We start from the raw sequence: 16,254 nt of genomic DNA, 5'->3' as shown, positions 1-16,254 counted from the left end.
CCAGGACTGTGTCCTGGGGCGCCTGAAGATTACACCAGCTCCGCTATGCGCGAAAGACGGGTGCGACCATTCGCGTTGGTCTTAGTGGGCCGAGGCGCCTTCCGCGCCCAGACCGGTCTGGGAACGGATGTACTGGGCCTCGTACGCCTTGCGCTCGTCCTGGGCGGTCTGGCTGTTGTCGGTGATCGAGAAGAACCAGATCGCGATGAAGGACAGCGGGATGGTGAACATGCCCGGGTTGTCGTACGGGAAGATGGCGGCCGGGTTGCCCAGCACCGACTTCCACACCGTCGGGCCGAGGACCAGCAGCGTGACCGAGGAGATCAGGCCGATCCAGCCGCCGAGAACGGCGCCGCGGGTGGTCATCTTGCCCCAGAACATCGACATCAGCAGGATCGGGAAGTTCGCCGAGGCCGCGATGACGAAGGCGAGACCGACCATGAAGGCCACGTTCTGGTTTTCGAAGGCGATGCCCAGGAAGATCGAGACGATGCCGATGATCACGGTGGTGATCTTCGACACGCGGATTTCGTCATGCTCCGAGGCGCGGCCCTTGGCGATGACCGAGGCGTAGAGGTCGTGCGACACGGCCGAGGCGCCGGCCAGCGTCAGGCCCGCGACCACCGCGAGGATGGTGGCGAAGGCCACGGCCGAGATGAAGCCGTAGAACAGGCTGCCGCCCACCGCGTTCGCGGTGTGGATGGCCGCCATGTTGGAACCGCCGATCAGGTTGGCCGGGTTGGCCAGCTTGCCGGCTTCCGGAGCCGCCTTCAGGAACGGATAGGCGCCGTTCGCGTCCGGGGCCAGCAGCAGCACGATGGCGCCGAAGCCGATGATGAAGGTCAGGATGTAGAAGTAGCCGATGAAGCCGGTCGCGTAGAACACGGACTTGCGGGCTTCCTTGGCGTCCGACACCGTGAAGAAGCGCATCAGGATGTGCGGCAGGCCGGCGGTGCCGAACATCAGCGCCATGCCCAGCGAAATCGCCGAGACCGGATCGGTGACCAGCGAGCCCGGCGACATGATCGCCAGACCCTTGGCATGGACCTGCGTGGCCTTGGTGAACAGGGCCTCGGGGCTGAAGCCGAACTTGGCGAGCACGGCGAAGGCCATGAAGGAGGCGCCGGAGAGCAGCAGCACGGCCTTGATGATCTGCACCCAGGTGGTGGCGAGCATGCCGCCGAAGGTCACGTAGGCGATCATCAGCACGCCGACCAACACGACCGCGACGATGTAGTCCAGGCCGAACAGCAGCTGGATCAGCTTGCCCGCACCCACCATCTGCGCGATCAGGTAGAAGGTCACCGTGGCCAGCGAGCCGCAGGCGGCCAGCGTGCGGATCGGGGTCTGCTGGAAGCGGTAGGAGGCCACGTCGGCGAAGGTGTACTTGCCGAGGTTGCGCAGGCGTTCCGCGACCAGGAACAGGATGATCGGCCAGCCGACCAGCCAGCCCACCGAATAGATCAGGCCGTCGAAGCCCGAGGTGTACACGAGGCCGGCGATGCCCAGGAACGACGCGGCCGACATGTAGTCGCCGGCGATGGCGAGGCCGTTCTGGAAGCCGGTGATGCCGCCGCCGGCGGCGTAGAAGTCCTTGGCCGACTTCGTGCGACGCGCGGCCCAGAAGGTGATGCCGAGCGTCAAGAGCACGAAGATCAGGAACATGACGATCGCTTCGTAGTTCGTCGCCTGCTTCTGAATCTGACCTTCGACCGCCGCCGCGTACACGGACGCGGGGATGAGCGCACCGGCCGCGGCGGCCGCGGCGCCCAGACGATTAACCAGCGAACGCATCACTTCGACTCCTCCATGATCTGCCGGTTCAGCTCGTCGAACTCGCCGTTCGCACGATTCACGTAGATGCCGGTGAGAATGAAGGCCGAAACGATGGTGAAGAGGCCGATCGGGATACCCCAGGTGGTCACGCCGCTGCCGATCGGAGTCCCGAGGAACTCCTTGCCGAACGCGACCAGCAGGACGAAGCCGTAGTAGATGACGAGCATGGCGATCGACAGCGTCCACGCGAACGCGCTGCGCTTCTGCACCAGCTCCTGGAATTTGGGATTCGCGAGAATCCTCTGAGCGTTTTCTTTCATAGTGCGTCCCCTCGCGAGTGCCGAGCGATTTTTGACGGTCATATTAGACACTCGGACCATATGGTCTTTGTAATGTCCTGTCCCGTCAACATCTTTGATGCGACCAAGCCACGAAAAAGCGGCTTGACGAAGCTCGGCGGAGTCGTTCCCGGCAACCCACTGAAAAGGCCACGGAATTCGGCCCGCGAAAGGCGTTCTGGTAATACCGCGGAGCACCCCCTTACGAATTCGTGCGCGGCAGCCAGGGGATGCGTTGAAATGCCACACCTTCTTCGCGCAATTCCTCCACGTCGGCGTCCGTCGCCTCGCCGTAGATGCCGCGCGGATCGGCCTCGCCGTAATGGATTCGCCGCGCTTCCTCGGCGAAGCGGTCGCCGACATAGTCGCAGTTGTCCTCCACCGTCCGGCGCATCTCGGTGAGCGCGCGCATCATCTCGGCGGCGAAGCGCTGGCGCGCCTCATCCGATGGAGAGGAGGCCGGAGATGGCGCCTGGGACGGGGCCGGCATGACCGCCTGGGCGGCGGGTGCGGGCGCGGCCGGACCGGGCGCCGCGGCGGCTTCCGGCGGCGGGGGTGCGTCCTTGGACCGGCCCTTGGCGATGCGCGGCGCCATGGGGGCCTTGGTGATGGCGGTGTCGCCGCAGACCGGGCAGGCGATGGAATGCGCGGCGGCCTGCGCCTCGTAGGCGTCGCCGTTGCGGAACCATGCCTCGAACCGATGGTCCGCCGGGCATTTCAGAACGAAGAGGATCATGTCCCCGTCGGATGCTCCAAGGTGTTGAACGGTGATGGGTCGGTCGTTAATTCAGCACGACGCGCGGTCATCGTCAAACACCGCCCGCCTTTTGTCCCGGCCATTTGATTTGGCCTATTGCGTTGGCCTTTCGCCCTGGGGGAGTTGCCGCCCGTGACGCACACGACGCCCGAATCACCGCACGCCGCCCTGAGCCCGCCGTCCCCCTGGGTCGCCCGCTTCGCGCCGCTGGTCCCGGCCGGGGGGCTGGTGCTCGACCTCGCCTGCGGGTCGGGGCGCCACCTGCGCCTGTTCCACGCCCGCAACCACCCGGTGGTCGGGCTGGACCGCGACCTGCGCGGCGTGTCCGACCTGGCCGGCACGCCCGGCGTCGAGCTGGTGGAGGCCGACCTGGAAAGCGGCGCCCCGGTGCCGCTGCTGGCCGGGCGGCGCTTCGCCGGAATCGTGGTGACCAACTACCTGCACCGCCCCCTGTTCCCGGCACTGCTTGGCGCGCTGGCGCCGGGCGGCGTGCTGATCTACGAGACCTTCGCGATCGGGAACGCGCGCTTCGGCCGCCCCACCTCGCCGTCCTTCCTGCTGCGCAGCGGCGAGTTGCTGGAGGTGGCGCGCGGCCGGTTGCAGGTCGTCGCCTACGAGCATGGCGAGGTCGCCTCCCCCAAGGCCGCCGTGGTGCAGCGGCTCTGCGCCGTCAACGACCTTGCCGCCGGCGAGGGCCTGGACGGCGATCCGGAACCACGGTCGCTGCCGGTGTGTTAGGCAGGAGTTCATTGGTCGGGAACGGATGCCCCCTCCCCAACCCTCCCCCGCTGCGCGGTGGAGGGAGCTTGGTCGACGCCGAGGCAGCTCCCTCCACCGCCAAAGGCGGGGGAGGGTTGGGGAGGGGGCAAGCGTCCCCGGTCCCGAACGTTCCTGCTTAAAACCCGACCTTCACGACCTCGAACGGCCGGTCGTGGGTCAGGGCGGGGACCATGCGGCGCGCCTCGTCCACGCGGGCCATGTCGAGGTCCGCGACGACGATGCCGACCTCTTCGCCCGCGTCCGCCAGGATCTCGCCCCAGGGGGCGACGATCAGGGAATGGCCGTAGGTCTGGCGCCCCTGGTCGTGGGTGCCCACCTGCGCCGGGGCGATGATGAAGCAGCCCGTCTCGATGGCGCGGGCGCGCAGCAGCACATGCCAGTGGGCGCGGCCGGTCGGCACGGTGAAGGCCGCCGGCACGGTGATGATCCGCGCCCCCGCCTGGGCCAGCGCCCGATGCAGGTAGGCGAAGCGCACGTCGTAGCAGATGGTCAGCCCCATCCCGCCCCAGGGCGTGTTGGCGACCACCGCGCGCTCGCCGGGGCGGAAGGTGGCGGACTCGCGGTAGCTCTCCCCACCCGCCAGATCCACGTCGAACATGTGGATCTTGTCGTAGGTGGCGACGATCCGGCCCTGGTCGTCGAACAGGTAGCTGCGGTTCGCCACCCGCCCTTCGTCCAGAAGGATGCCCAGCGACCCGGCGAGCAGCCAGGCCCCCGTCTCCCGCGCCAGATCGGCGAAGAAGGGCACGCCGGGATGGTCGGACTCCGGCCGCACGCGCTCCATCACCTTGGCGCGGCCCTGGACGATCATGCTGACGTTCTCGGGCATGGCGATGAAGTCCGCGCCCGCGTCGCGCGCGCGGCGGACGAGGTCGCCCGCCGCCTGGAGGTTGGGGAGGATCTCCGTGCCCGCGTTCACCTGAACGCACGCAGCTTTCAGCGTGGTGGTCATCCCGCGATTCCCAGCATCGGGTTCAGCTTGCCCGCGCGGTCCAGCGCGTGAATGTCGTCGGACCCGCCGACCGGCACGCCGTCGATGAAGATCTGCGGCACGGTGGTGCGGCCCTCGGCCCGCTGCACCATCTCGTCGCGGCGGCCCGGCTGCATGTAGAGGTCGATTTCCTCGTAGGTCACGCCCTTGCTGTCCAGCAGCCGCTTGGCACGGGAGCAGTAGGGGCAGAACGGCGTGGTGTAGATAACGACTTCGGCCATGCGCGGGGCTCCTCGTCTGTCTGGAATGGTTATAGAGTCAACGGCGAACCCACGCCAGACGTTACGTCTTCCCCTCCACGTCCTCACCACCTACGTCTTCACCACCCGCGCCAGCGTCAGCACATCCACCCGCGCCGCCCCCGCCCGCCGCAGGACCCGCGCGCATTCCGCCAGCGTCGCGCCCGTGGTCAGCACGTCGTCCACCAGCACAACCCGCTTGCCCTCCACGCGGGCCTTCACACCCGGCCGCAGCAGGAAGGCACCCTTGACGTTCTTCGCGCGCCCCTTGCGATCCAGCCCGCCCTGCGACGGCGTGGCCCGGCGGCGCAGCAGCAGATCCGGCACCACCGGCACGCCCGCGCGCCGCCCCGTCGCCCGCGCCAGCAGGGCCGCCTGGTTGTAGCGGCGCCGGAACAGCCGCCAGCGGTGCAGCGGCACCGGCGCCAGCAGGTCGGCGTCGGCCAGCAGCTCCGCCCCCGCCCGCGCCATCCAGGCGCCGTAGGCGTCGGCGGCGTGGATGCGGTCGCCGTGCTTGAAGCCCAGCACCAGCGGCCGGCTGCCGTCGTCGTAGACCAGAACCGCGCGGGCGCGGCCGAAGGGCGGCGGCTCCGCCATGCAGGCGCCGCACAGCGTCTCCCCGGCCACCGCGAACTCGAAGGGCACGCCGCAGCAGGCGCAGACGGGGGCCGCGATGAAGGTCAGCGTGCCCCAGCAACCCGCGCACAAGCCGCCCTGCCGGTCCACCGACCCGCCGCAGCACAGGCAGCGCGGCGGCAGCAGCGCGTCCAGGATGGTCACGGCAATGCGGGAAAGGGCTTGGACGGCCACCGGGCGGCTCCTAATGCAGGGCGGTGATCCGCTCGAAGATCAGCAGCGTGTACTCGCGCAGCGCGATGAAGATCGCCGGCCCGGTGACGAACAGGATCGCCAGCGTGCCGAAGATCTTCAGATCCTGCTGGAGCGTCGATTCGTTGATGTTGGTCACCTGCTGGAAGATGGTCAGCAGCAGGCCGAGCACCGTGGTGATGACCAGCGCGGGCGTGGTGATCTTGATGATGACGATCAGCGCCTCGTAACTGACGCCGATGGCTTCCTCGATGCCCATCCGCAAGGCTCCTACGGTGTTTCGGGCAAAGCTAGCACAAAGCCCGCGCTTTCGCCGATGGTTGTAGCCCTCCGGGGCTGGGCTATATTGCGGACATGACCACGCCCGACATCATGACCGTCTTCGACCGCGCGCTCGTCCGCCGCCGCCGCGACCGCGCCGTCCCCGCCTTCGCCGAGCACGCCTTCCTGTTCGAGGAGGTGGGCGACCGCCTCGCCGACCGGCTGGAGGACGTCGTCCGCCCCTTCCCCACCGCCCTGGATCTCGGCAGCCACGACGGCACGATGGGCCGCATCCTGAAGGGCCGCAAGGGGATCGAGCGGCTGTTCGCCTGCGACCTGTCGCCGGGCTTCGCCCGCCGGGCCGGGCCGCTGGCCGTCGCCGCGGACGAGGAGCTTCTGCCCTTCGCGCCGGAGACCTTCGACCTCGTGATCAGCAACCTCAGCCTCCACTGGGTCAACGACCTGCCGGGCGCGCTGGTGCAGGTGCGGCAGGCGCTGAAGCCCGACGGCTTCTTCTGCGCCGCCATGCTGGGCGGTGAAACCCTGCTGGAGTTGCGCCGCTGCCTCTACGAGGCGGAGATGGAGGTCGCCGGGGGCGTGTCGCCGCGCGTGTCCCCCTTCGCGGAGATCCGCGACGTCGGCGGGCTGATGCAGCGCGCCGGCTTCGCGTTGCCGGTGGTGGACAGCGACACGATCACGGTCACCTACGCCGACGCCTTCGGCCTGATGCGCGACCTTCGTGGCATGGGCGAGACGAACGCCGTGCTCGCCCGCCGCAAGGTGCCGGCCACCCGCGCCCTTCTGTTCGAAGCCGCCCGCCGCTACGCGGAGCAGTATGCCGAGCCGGACGGGCGCATCCACGCGACCTTCCAGATCCTGTACATGGCCGGCTGGTCGCCGCACGAAAGCCAGCAGCAGCCGCTGAAGCCCGGTTGCGGCCAGATCCCGCTGGCCGAGGCGCTGAAAGGACAGACGTTCAACTGATCCGCGGCCCCGCAGGCCCCGTAGGTTGGGTTGAGCGCACGCGAAACCCAACACACGCCGCATCACAGGCCTGTTGGGTTTCGCTCGCGCTCAACCCAACCTACACGAGCGCTGGCCACACGAGTGAAGGCAAGGGTCAGGTGGCGATGAGCCGCCACGCCATCCAGCCGAGCACCCCGGCGTTCACCACCATGATCACCGGGGCCGCCCGCGCCACCGCCGCCCGCCACGCGCGGCCGGCGAGGTGGCCGGCGATGCCGACCGCGAGCAGGCTGGGGATCGTGCCCAGCGCGAAGGCCATCATGCCGATGGCACCGGTCAACGCGCTGCCGCTCGCCGCCGCGACGGCCACCGCGCCGTAGAGCAGCCCGCAGGGGATGAAGCCCAGCGCCAGCCCGAGCGCGTAGCCGCGCCAGCCCGTGGGATTGCCGAACAGGGGCCGCGCCAGCCGCGACACCCGGTCGCCCCACCAGCGCTGGAAGGTCCCGTCCAGCTTCGGCACCCAGGCCGTCAGCCCTTTGACCGCATAGCCGAGAAAGAACAGCGCCGCGAAGGCCAGCAGCGCCACCGACAACCACTTCAGCCCCGGTAGCGCCCCGACATGGCCCGCCACGGTCGCCGCCACCGCCCCGATCAGCGCGTAGGTCGTCCCGCGCCCGAGATGGTAGGGCAGCACCGCCGCCCCGGCGAGCCGGTGGAACTCGCTCATCCTTGAGGCCGGCACCTGTTCAAGTCGCGCCGTGACCTGCGCCAGCACGAAGGGGCCGCACATGCCCGCGCAATGGGTGGCGCCCCCGACCAGCCCCGCGGTCAGCAGCGCGAACAGCAGCCCGCCGTCGCGGTCGACGACCACGGCGCACTGGTTCAGGCCGGTTTCGAGCAGCGTCAGGGCCGAATGGGCGTCCACGGCGGATCTCCAGGATGACGTCCGCCCGTATATAAGGGGATGGTGGGTGTTTGGCGATGACTTGAGTCAAGGGACTTGAGTCCGGGGGGGGCCGCTTGCCCCCTCCCTAACCCTCCCCCGCTCTCGGCGGACCGAAGGTCCGCCTGCCGCGTCAGCGCAAACCGAAGGTTTGCGCGAGAGCTTCGCGGGAGAGGGGACTGCCGCCGCTCCGCAAATCCGCCCCTCTCCCGCAAAGCGTGGGAGGGAGGGGGCAGAACGTCAGCCCCCCGACCCCGTCTGCGGCACCTCGTGCACCTCCACCGGCTGGGCGGCGTGGCGGTTCATGATCTCCTGGGCCAGCCGCTCGCGCTCCGCGTCGGCGAGGTTCACCCACAGCAGGATGCCGCCCTTGTCGAGATGCTGGAGCATCGGCTCGTTGCGCTTGTCGGTCAGCCAATTCGACATGACGGAGCCGAGCGCGCCGCCGCCCACCCCCGCCGCAGCCGCTGCGGCGGCGGCCGCGAGCGCGGTACCGCCGGTCGCCAGCACGGCGCCCGTGGCCAGGATCGCGCCCACATAGGCGGGGAAGCCCACCGCCACGCCCTTGGCGCTGCCGGTGTCCTCCGGCGAGACGTAGGACTGGCGCGGGGCGGCGGGGTCGTGCGCCACGTCCTCCACCCGGTCCGGGACATGGCCCAAATGGTCGCGGATGGTCTGGTCGTTGGCGAGCACGCTCAGCTCGTGCCGTTGGAAGCCGGCGAGCGACAGCTCGTCGATGGCCTTTTGCAGCGCGTCGCGGCTGGAGAAGATGCCGACCGCCTCCCGCACCCTGCCGCGCGGGCCACCCGCACCGCTTTGATTCACCCCGTTCGAATTCACACCGCTTTCGAAAGACATGATGCTCTCCGCTGTTGCCCGAGTAACCCGGACGGCGGAGAGAGGTTCCGGCGGCGCTTACGGACGGGCGGAGGCGGCCGGCGCCGGCGTGACGGTCCCGCGCGGTTCCGGCATTGCACCGAAGAACCACCAGAGGCCCAGCGCGATCAGCGCGACCTTCACCAGCAGGAACAGCGCGATGTGGCGGGCGAGCGGGTTGCGGGTCATGGGAAACTCCTGTGGGGGCGTGCCCTGCCGTCCCGGCAGTGCCGGGTCGCAAAGGCGCGACTGGTCAAGCCTGTGCCATTCTGGCTAGTATCCCGGCCAAAGGACGGATCGCACAAGAGGAAGCGCCATGAAACGGCCGCTGTTGCTGTGTCTGCTGGGTTTGGGCCTGGGGCTGGGCGTGCCCGCGCTGACGATGCCCGCGCACGCCCAGGTCAACATCCTGGAAGGCCCGTCGCTGGTGAAGGCGGTCACGAGCAACGACCTGCCGACCGTGCGCATGCAGATGCTGAAGGGCGAAAACCCCAACCAGACGGACCTCAACGGCAAGACGGCCCTGCAGCTCGCCATCGCCGCCAGCAACGCGGAGATGGTGCGCGTGCTGGTGGACGGCGGGGCCAACCCGAACCGCGGCGACAAGGCCGGCAACACCGCCCTGCACTATGCGGTGGAGGCCGACGATCCCGGCACCCTGGACCTTCTCCTGAAGAAGGGCGCCAAGGTCGACCAGGACAACCGCGACGGCCTCACCCCCCTGATGGCCGCCGCGCGCATCGGCCGACCGGAGCTGGTGGACAAGCTGCTGAAGGCCGGGGCCAAGGCCGACCGTGCCGACTTTTCCGGCCGCACGGTGCTGAGCTGGGCGCAGGACGGCCGCAACCAGCGCGTCCTCGCCATGCTGCGCCAGGCCGGCGCGCGCTGAGGGCGGGGTCGGCGCCGCCATGGTCGGGACCGCGCTCGGCGCCCATCCCCTGACTGGATCGGCCTTGAACGGACCCGGTCCGCTGTTCCTGCTCCTGCTGGCGCTGGCCATCGACGCCGCAGCCGGCGATTGGATCGGCCGCGTCCTGCCCGACCCGGCGGGGCTGTCGCGGCGCTTCTGCGCTTGGGCCGACAAGCGGCTGAACCGGGTGGAGCGCGGCAAGACCGCGCGGCTGTTGCGCGGCGCGCTGGTCGTGCTGGCGCTTCTGGTCGCGGCGGTGGGCGCCGGCCTGCTGGTGGACTGGGTTGCCGGGCAGAATCGCGGCTGGGTGCTGGAACTGGTCGTCCTGCTCGCCACCCTGCGCGGCCGGGCCGCCTGGGCGCGGGTGCGCGCGGTGCGCCGGGCTCTGGAGAAGGGCGGCGCCGGCGCGGCGCAGGAGGCCATCGTCCCCCTCACCCGCCGCCACGCCTTCGGCCTGGACGAGCACGGCATCGCCCGCGCCGCCATCGAGGCCGCCGCCAAGGCGTTCGCACGCAAGGTGGTGGCGCCGGTCTTCGGCTACGCCCTGCTGGGCACGCCGGGTCTGCTGGTCTGGGCGGCCATGGACGGGGCCGACGCCGCGCTGGGCAACCCCGGCGTCCGGCACGAGCGCTTCGGCCTGACCGCCGCGCGGCTGGACGACGCGCTGAACGCCATTCCCGCGCGGCTGGCCGCCCTGCTGCTGGCGCTGGCCGCCCCCTTCGCCGGGGCGAAGCTGGGCGGCGCCTTCCGGACGATGCTGCGGGACGGCCGCAAGGCCGCGTCTTTCAACATGGGCTGGCCGACGGCCGCGCTCGCCGGCGCGTTGGGCCTCGCGCTCGGCGGGCCGCACCGCGACGGCGGTGTGGTGGTCACCGAGCCCTGGATCGGCGATGGCCGTGCCCGCGCCACCGCCGCCGACATCGGCCGGGCCCTGGCCGTCTGCGCCGTCGCCGGGCTGATGCTGATCCTGCTGGTCGCCCTGCTGCTGTGGGGCGTGGCAGGGATCTGACGCCGGCTTTCGGTTACACCTGATCCTGGCGCCTGGGTTCCGGGCTCCTGGTTTCCTCGGTTCGTTGGATCGGCTCGAAAAGCGCGGCTTGCCTCCCTCCTCCGCTCCCTCGACTGGAAGCCCAAGAAAAAAGGCGCGGCCCCCAAGGGGACCGCGCCTTCTTTACTCAGTCACATCGACCGGAGCTTACCACTTGGCCGTGCGGGCGTGCGCCGGCTTGCCGCCGTGGGACTCGCGGCGGGCGTGGTCCGGACGGGCATGCTCCGAGCGGTTGGCCGGACGGGGGGCATGCTCGTTGCGGCCATGCTCGGACCGGTTCGGACGGCCCTGGTAGCCGCCGGCCGGCTTGCCCTCGCCGCCGTTGGCGTTGCGGGTCCACGGCTTCTTGTTGCCGTAGCCGCCACCGTTGCCGCCGCCCGGACGGCCCGAACGGCCAGCCGGACGACCGCCGCCGCCAGTCTGGAACGGACGCTGCGGCTCCAGCCCCGGCACCACATGGATGTCCAGGCGGGTGCCGGTGTAGCGCTCGATCCGGAACAAGGCGTCGCGGTCGGCGCGCGCGGCGAAGGAAATCGCCACGCCCGAAGCGCCCGCACGGCCCGTGCGGCCAATGCGGTGGACATAGTCCTCCGCCGAACGCGGCAGGTCGAAGTTGATGACGTGGGTGATGTCGCGCACGTCGATGCCGCGCGCCGCCACGTCGGTCGCCACCAGCAGACGCACCTGGCCGGTGCGCAGGCGCTGGAGCGTGCGGTTGCGCTTGAACTGGTCCATGTCGCCGTGCAGGGCGGCGGCGGCGTGGCCGGCGTCGGCCAGCTCCTCGGCCAGGGCGTCGGCATCACGCTTGGTGGCGGCGAAGATGATCGCCTTGCCGACTTCCGGCTGGTCCGCGAAGTGCTTCAGCAGCCGGCGCTTGTGGTCCATATCGTCGGCGTGGTGCAGGCGCTGCTCCACGTTCACCGCGGTGGTCGAGCTTTCCACGGCGACGCGCACCGGGTCACGCAGCAGCTTGCCGGCCAGCTGGGCCATGCGGCGGTCCAGCGTGGCGGTGAACAGCAGCGTCTGGCGGTTGTCCGGGCAGCACTTGGCGATGGTCTCGACGTCGTCGAGGAAGCCCATGTCCAGCATGCGGTCCGCCTCGTCCAGGATCAGCACCTCGACGGCGCTGAGGTCGATGCGGTTGCGCGACACGTGGTCGAGCAGGCGGCCGGGCGTGGCCACCATCACGTCCACGGCGCGGGACAGCAGGCGGAGCTGGTCGCGGTACGGCATGCCGCCGACCACGTCCACGATGTTGTACTTCATGAACTTCGCGTACTTGCGCGCGGCGTCCGTGACCTGCTTGGCAAGCTCGCGGGTCGGGGCCAGCACCAGAACGCGCGGAGCGGCGACGCCCAGGCGCGGCAGATCCACGGTGCGGGTCAGCGCCGGCAGCATGAAGGCGGCGGTCTTGCCGGTGCCGGTCTCGGCGGTGGCAAGGATGTCACGGCCGGCGAGCGCCGGCGGAATGGCCTCGGCCTGGACCGGGGTCGGGGTGTTGTACTCGAAAGCTTCCAGCGCCTTCAGGACCAGCGGGTGAACGCCGAGATCCGCAAAGGCGTTGGTGGACGTAGTGGTGGCCGGGGTTTCGTCGGAAACGGTGGTTTCGACGACAGCGGTCATTTCGGCAGCGATGATTTCGGTGGACGACAAGAAGCGGAACCTTTCCTCAGGACCAAGACGGCGCACGTCCGCCGCACCAGGATGGTGAGCGGTGGAACGCCGGCGTTTTCGCCGGGAGGAGGTCGGAAGAGGGAGAGGCGTCTATCCGAAGCAACGGACGACCGGGTCCTTGGGAGGGCCGTCCGGCAAAATCAAAGCGCGTCTCGCTCAAGAGACGCGCGAGCCTCCAGCGATCAAGGAGGCTTACATAGGGCCTTGCGGCCCGCAATCCAAGAGAATTCTTCGCAGGCGGTCCATGGCGGACAGGCAGGGCTGCCGTGCGTGGACGTTAGGCGGCGTCGGTCTTGCCAACCGCGGCGATGCGCGTGGGGATCTTAGTCTATTGAATCATGGCGTTGATGGTCTGCCGCTGCTCGTCCAGCCTTGCAGCGATCACCTGGAAGCCGGTGTCGGTCCGGATTTCCAGCTTCGTGACGCGGTCCTTCAGGTCGGAAACCTCAGCCAAAAGACGGTCCGTGACGTTCACCAGACCGCCGATGGCGTCGTAAATCCGGTCGATCTTCTGATCAAGGCTGAGCGCCGGTTCGGCAGGCCTCGTCACTGGAGCATCCTCCCTCACACGGGCCACCAGATGGGAAACCTCGGCGACTATGCGATCCAGATCGTCCATGGCACACCTCGGAGCCCGATTGGGTGAGGTTAGCACACGTTCGCGTGGGAGTGGAACACATGACGCAACGCGCGCTTGTGGAGCGCGCCTTGCGTAGGTTGGGTTGAGGCAATGCCGAAACCCAACGCGTCGGCAACGCGCCGTGTGTTGGGTTTCGCTCGCGCTCAACCCAACCTACGACACTACGACACGTCAGCGGTTACCCCACCTTGCCGTGGCAGTGCTTGAACTTCTGGCCGGAGCCGCAGGGGCACGGGGCGTTGCGCGGGGTGTTGGCCCACTCGTCCACAGCCCCGGCGATGGCGCCCGCGGCGGCGGAGCGGCGGACCATGCCGGCGGGCAGCGGGGCGTCGTCGGGCGGCAGGCCGGCCTCGGCCTCCGCGAGAGCCAGCGCCGGGTCGTCGCGGCCTTCGTGCATCTCCTGGAACGGACGGGCGTACAGCTCTTCCGGCGGCGGGGCGATGCGGACCTCGACGTGCATCAGCACGGCGGTCACCTGCTCGCGCAGCGTGCCCAGCATGGTCTCAAACAGCTCGAACGCCTCGCGCTTGTACTCGTTGAGCGGGTCCTTCTGCGCGTAGGCGCGCAAGGAAATGCCCTGGCGCAGGTGGTCGAGCTGCAGCAGGTGATCCTTCCACTCCTGATCCACGATCTGGAGCAGCAGGCTCTTTTCCACATGCCGCATGGTCTCGGCGCCGTAGCTCTCGACCTTCTCCGCGTATTTGCGGTCGGCGGCCTCGCGCACGCGCTCCTCGATCTCCGGCTCGGCGATGCCCTCTTCCTTGGCCCACTCGGCCACCGGCAGATCCATGCCGAGGAGGCGGTTGACCTCCTCGTGCAGGCCGGCGATGTCCCAGGCCTCGGCGTAGGAGTTGGCCGGGATCGCCTTGTTGACCATGTTGGAGATCACCTGATGGCGCATCTCCAGGACGGTGTCGGCGATGTCCTCGGTGTCCATGATCTCTCGACGCTGTTCATAGACGACCTTGCGCTGGTCGTTCATGACGTTGTCGAATTTCAGCAGGTTCTTGCGGACCTCGAAGTGGTGCGCCTCGACCTTGGTCTGGGCCTTTTCCAGGGCCTTGTTGATCCAGGGGTGGATGATCGCCTCCCCGTCCTTCAGGCCCAGGCGCTGGAGCATGCCGTCCATGCGCTCCGACCCGAAGATGCGCATCAGGTCGTCTTCCAGCGACAGGAAGAACTTCGACGCGCCCGGATCGCCCTGGCGGCCCGAACGGCCGCGCAGCTGGTTGTCGATGCGGCGGCTCTCGTGCCGCTCCGTGCCGATGACGTAGAGGCCGCCGGCCTGCTTCACCAGCTCGCGCGCCTCGGCCACCTCGGCCTCGATCTGCTTGATCCTGGCGTCGCGCTCCGGACCCTCGGGAACGTCGGCCAGCTCGATCTTCACGCGCATCTCGACGTTGCCGCCGAGCTGGATGTCGGTGCCGCGGCCGGCCATGTTGGTGGCGACGGTGACGGCGCCCGGACGGCCGGCCTGGGCGACGATGTAGGCTTCCTGCTCGTGGTGGCGGGCGTTCAGCACGTTGTGCGGGATGCCGCGCTTCTTCAGCAGCTCGGAAATCAGCTCCGACTTCTCGATGGAGGTCGTGCCGACCAGCACCGGCTGCTGGCGCTTGCGCGCCTCCTCGATCAGGTCGGTGATGGCGTTGTACTTCTCGCCGGCCTTCCGATAGACCTCGTCGTCGTGGTCCTTGCGCTGGACTGGCAGGTTCGTCGGCATGTCCACGACCTCCAGGCCGTAGATCTCCGCGAACTCCGCCGCCTCGGTCATGGCGGTGCCGGTCATGCCGGCCAGCTTCGGGTAGAGGCGGAAGTAGTTCTGGAAGGTGATGGAGGCCAGCGTCTGGTTCTCGCGCTGGATCGACACCTTCTCCTTCGCCTCCAGCGCCTGATGCAGGCCTTCCGAATAACGGCGGCCTTCCATCATGCGACCGGTGAACTCGTCGATGATGATGACCTTGTCATCCTTGACGATGTAGTCCTTGTCGCGCTGGAACAGCGTGTGGGCGCGCAGCGCCTGCTGGGCGTGGTGGACCAGCGCCACGTTCTGGATGTCGTAGAGACCGCCCGTCTTCAGCAGCCCCGCCTGGGCCAGAAGCTGCTCGATGTGCTCCTGCCCGGCCTCGGACAGGCTGACGGTGCGGTTCTTCTCGTCGAGTTCGTAGTCGTCCCGCGTCAGCATCGGGATCAGGCGGTCGACCTGGACGTACATTTCCGACGAATCGGTCGAGGGACCGGAGATGATCAGCGGGGTGCGCGCCTCGTCGATCAGGATCGAGTCGACCTCGTCCACGATGGCGAAGTTGAAGGCCCGCTGGACCATGTCCTCCAGCCGGAACTTCATGTTGTCGCGCAGATAGTCGAAGCCGAACTCGTTGTTCGTGCCGTAGGTGATGTCGGCGGCGTAGGCGGCGCGGCGCTCGTCGTCGTCCAGCCCGTGGACGATGCAGCCGGTGGTCAGGCCCAGGAACCGGTAGATGCGGCCCATCCACCCGCTGTCGCGCGAGGCCAGGTAGTCGTTCACGGTCACGACGTGGACGCCCTTGCCTTCCAGCGCGTTCAGGTAGACGGCCAGCGTGGCGACCAGCGTCTTGCCCTCGCCCGTGCGCATCTCGGCGATCTTGCCCTGGTGCAGCACCATGCCGCCCATCAGCTGCACGTCGAAGTGCCGCTGGCCGAGCACGCGCTTGCCCGCCTCGCGCACGGTGGCGAAGGCGTCGGGCAGGATGTCGTCCAGCGTCTCGCCCTGCTGCAGGCGGCCGCGCAGCCAGTCGGTGCGGGCGCGCAGTTCGTCGTCGCTGAGCTTCTGAACCTCGGGCTCCAGCGCGTTGATCTGCTGGACGGTCTTGTGCAGCGCCTTGACCGTGCGCGAGTTGGCGGTGCCGAAAATCTTGCGGGCGAGAGCACCGAACATGAAAACCTCGGGGGTGGAACGTCGTGTGAGCCGGCTTTTTGACCGGTCTCACATAGGCCCGCGGCAAGTTTCTGTCAACGAGACCCGCCCCTTTGAACGGTTCGACGAAAGGCCGGTCGCGTCGCGGGGCTGTGGCGTGCCACGGTTTTTCCACCGTTTCGCCGCGCTGCCGCCCATCGAAGGTTGATGGCTAAGGCCGGTGCGGAGCGTCAGGGCGATTCAGAGAAGGTGGATGAATTTCGGGTGACGCGAGTCGTCAGTTGATTCACAAGGCTATCGGCAGGGACCGAGCCGGAGAGTCGGAGCGATGACG

Annotated in this window: 17 protein-coding genes; 4 read left to right on the top strand and 13 right to left on the bottom strand. The window is 68.9% G+C overall.

The window, feature by feature from the left end; genetic code table 11:
- Positions 1 to 81 precede the first annotated feature (81 nt).
- The 3 genes from ACSVC7_RS02200 to ACSVC7_RS02190 all read right to left on the bottom strand — a co-directional run bounded on the left by ACSVC7_RS02200 (position 82) and on the right by ACSVC7_RS02190 (position 2,850).
- Positions 82 to 1,794 carry a cation acetate symporter gene (locus tag ACSVC7_RS02200; protein ID WP_448202808.1) on the bottom strand — a complete coding sequence of 571 codons (1,713 nt, stop codon included), beginning with the start codon at positions 1,792 to 1,794 and terminating at the stop codon, positions 82 to 84.
- On the bottom strand, positions 1,794 to 2,096 hold the full coding sequence (locus ACSVC7_RS02195; protein ID WP_448202809.1) for a DUF485 domain-containing protein: 303 nt from the start codon (positions 2,094 to 2,096) through the stop codon (positions 1,794 to 1,796). Before ACSVC7_RS02195 ends, ACSVC7_RS02200 begins: the two co-directional genes overlap by 1 nt.
- Positions 2,097 to 2,316: 220 nt before the next feature.
- On the bottom strand, positions 2,317 to 2,850 hold the full coding sequence (locus tag ACSVC7_RS02190) for a DUF1178 family protein (RefSeq protein ID WP_448202810.1): 534 nt from the start codon (positions 2,848 to 2,850) through the stop codon (positions 2,317 to 2,319).
- A gap of 153 nt (positions 2,851 to 3,003) precedes the next feature.
- Between ACSVC7_RS02190 and ACSVC7_RS02185 the strand changes: the two genes are divergently transcribed.
- Complete coding sequence (locus ACSVC7_RS02185; protein WP_448202811.1) at positions 3,004 to 3,609, top strand: class I SAM-dependent methyltransferase; 606 nt, start codon at positions 3,004 to 3,006, stop codon at positions 3,607 to 3,609.
- Positions 3,610 to 3,766: 157 nt separating this feature from the next.
- Here ACSVC7_RS02185 and ACSVC7_RS02180 read toward each other — a convergent pair whose 3' ends face one another.
- The 4 genes from ACSVC7_RS02180 to ACSVC7_RS02165 form a co-directional block, all read right to left on the bottom strand.
- Positions 3,767 to 4,603, bottom strand: a complete 837-nt coding sequence (locus tag ACSVC7_RS02180) for a carbon-nitrogen hydrolase family protein (RefSeq protein ID WP_448202812.1) — start codon at positions 4,601 to 4,603, stop codon at positions 3,767 to 3,769.
- Complete coding sequence (gene grxC, locus ACSVC7_RS02175; protein ID WP_448202813.1) at positions 4,600 to 4,863, bottom strand: glutaredoxin 3; 264 nt, start codon at positions 4,861 to 4,863, stop codon at positions 4,600 to 4,602. The genes ACSVC7_RS02180 and grxC overlap by 4 nt, the downstream gene beginning before the upstream one ends.
- Before the next feature lie 90 nt (positions 4,864 to 4,953).
- The gene (locus tag ACSVC7_RS02170) at positions 4,954 to 5,691 is read right to left on the bottom strand and encodes a double zinc ribbon domain-containing protein (RefSeq protein WP_448202814.1); all 738 of its coding nucleotides are present in this window, start codon (positions 5,689 to 5,691) and stop codon (positions 4,954 to 4,956) included.
- A gap of 10 nt (positions 5,692 to 5,701) precedes the next feature.
- The gene (locus tag ACSVC7_RS02165) at positions 5,702 to 5,968 is read right to left on the bottom strand and encodes a flagellar biosynthetic protein FliQ (RefSeq protein WP_448202815.1); all 267 of its coding nucleotides are present in this window, start codon (positions 5,966 to 5,968) and stop codon (positions 5,702 to 5,704) included.
- A gap of 95 nt (positions 5,969 to 6,063) precedes the next feature.
- Here ACSVC7_RS02165 and ACSVC7_RS02160 point away from each other — a divergent pair, with 95 nt between their 5' ends.
- Positions 6,064 to 6,954, top strand: a complete 891-nt coding sequence (locus tag ACSVC7_RS02160) for a methyltransferase domain-containing protein (RefSeq protein ID WP_448202816.1) — start codon at positions 6,064 to 6,066, stop codon at positions 6,952 to 6,954.
- Between the two features lie 136 nt (positions 6,955 to 7,090).
- Here ACSVC7_RS02160 and ACSVC7_RS02155 read toward each other — a convergent pair whose 3' ends face one another.
- The 3 genes from ACSVC7_RS02155 to ACSVC7_RS02145 form a co-directional block, all read right to left on the bottom strand.
- Entirely contained in the window at positions 7,091 to 7,861 is a 771-nt protein-coding gene (locus tag ACSVC7_RS02155) for a sulfite exporter TauE/SafE family protein (RefSeq protein WP_448202817.1), read from the bottom strand.
- Between the two features lie 258 nt (positions 7,862 to 8,119).
- Positions 8,120 to 8,737 carry a general stress protein gene (locus ACSVC7_RS02150; protein WP_448202818.1) on the bottom strand — a complete coding sequence of 206 codons (618 nt, stop codon included), beginning with the start codon at positions 8,735 to 8,737 and terminating at the stop codon, positions 8,120 to 8,122.
- A 57-nt stretch (positions 8,738 to 8,794) separates the two neighbouring features.
- Complete coding sequence (locus tag ACSVC7_RS02145) at positions 8,795 to 8,944, bottom strand: hypothetical protein (RefSeq protein WP_448202819.1); 150 nt, start codon at positions 8,942 to 8,944, stop codon at positions 8,795 to 8,797.
- Between the two features lie 127 nt (positions 8,945 to 9,071).
- On the opposite strand from ACSVC7_RS02145, the gene ACSVC7_RS02140 reads away from it, so the two are divergent.
- Positions 9,072 to 9,644, top strand: a complete 573-nt coding sequence (locus ACSVC7_RS02140; RefSeq protein WP_448202820.1) for an ankyrin repeat domain-containing protein — start codon at positions 9,072 to 9,074, stop codon at positions 9,642 to 9,644.
- A gap of 64 nt (positions 9,645 to 9,708) precedes the next feature.
- Positions 9,709 to 10,674 carry a cobalamin biosynthesis protein gene (locus tag ACSVC7_RS02135; protein ID WP_448202821.1) on the top strand — a complete coding sequence of 322 codons (966 nt, stop codon included), beginning with the start codon at positions 9,709 to 9,711 and terminating at the stop codon, positions 10,672 to 10,674.
- A 186-nt stretch (positions 10,675 to 10,860) separates the two neighbouring features.
- Here ACSVC7_RS02135 and ACSVC7_RS02130 read toward each other — a convergent pair whose 3' ends face one another.
- From ACSVC7_RS02130 to secA, 3 genes are all read right to left on the bottom strand, one after another.
- A complete protein-coding gene (locus ACSVC7_RS02130) occupies positions 10,861 to 12,366 on the bottom strand; it encodes a DEAD/DEAH box helicase (RefSeq protein ID WP_448202822.1) in 1,506 nt (501 codons plus the stop codon).
- A gap of 349 nt (positions 12,367 to 12,715) precedes the next feature.
- Positions 12,716 to 13,006 (bottom strand): hypothetical protein, encoded by a 291-nt coding sequence (locus ACSVC7_RS02125; protein WP_448202823.1) that lies wholly within the window; start codon positions 13,004 to 13,006, stop codon positions 12,716 to 12,718.
- A gap of 199 nt (positions 13,007 to 13,205) precedes the next feature.
- Positions 13,206 to 15,941, bottom strand: a complete 2,736-nt coding sequence (gene secA / locus ACSVC7_RS02120; RefSeq protein ID WP_448202824.1) for a preprotein translocase subunit SecA — start codon at positions 15,939 to 15,941, stop codon at positions 13,206 to 13,208.
- Between the last annotated feature and the right edge of the window lie 313 nt (positions 15,942 to 16,254).

It is taken from the genome of Azospirillum mesophilum (assembly GCF_053470405.2).
This window is presented reverse-complemented; position numbering and strand designations above follow the sequence as displayed.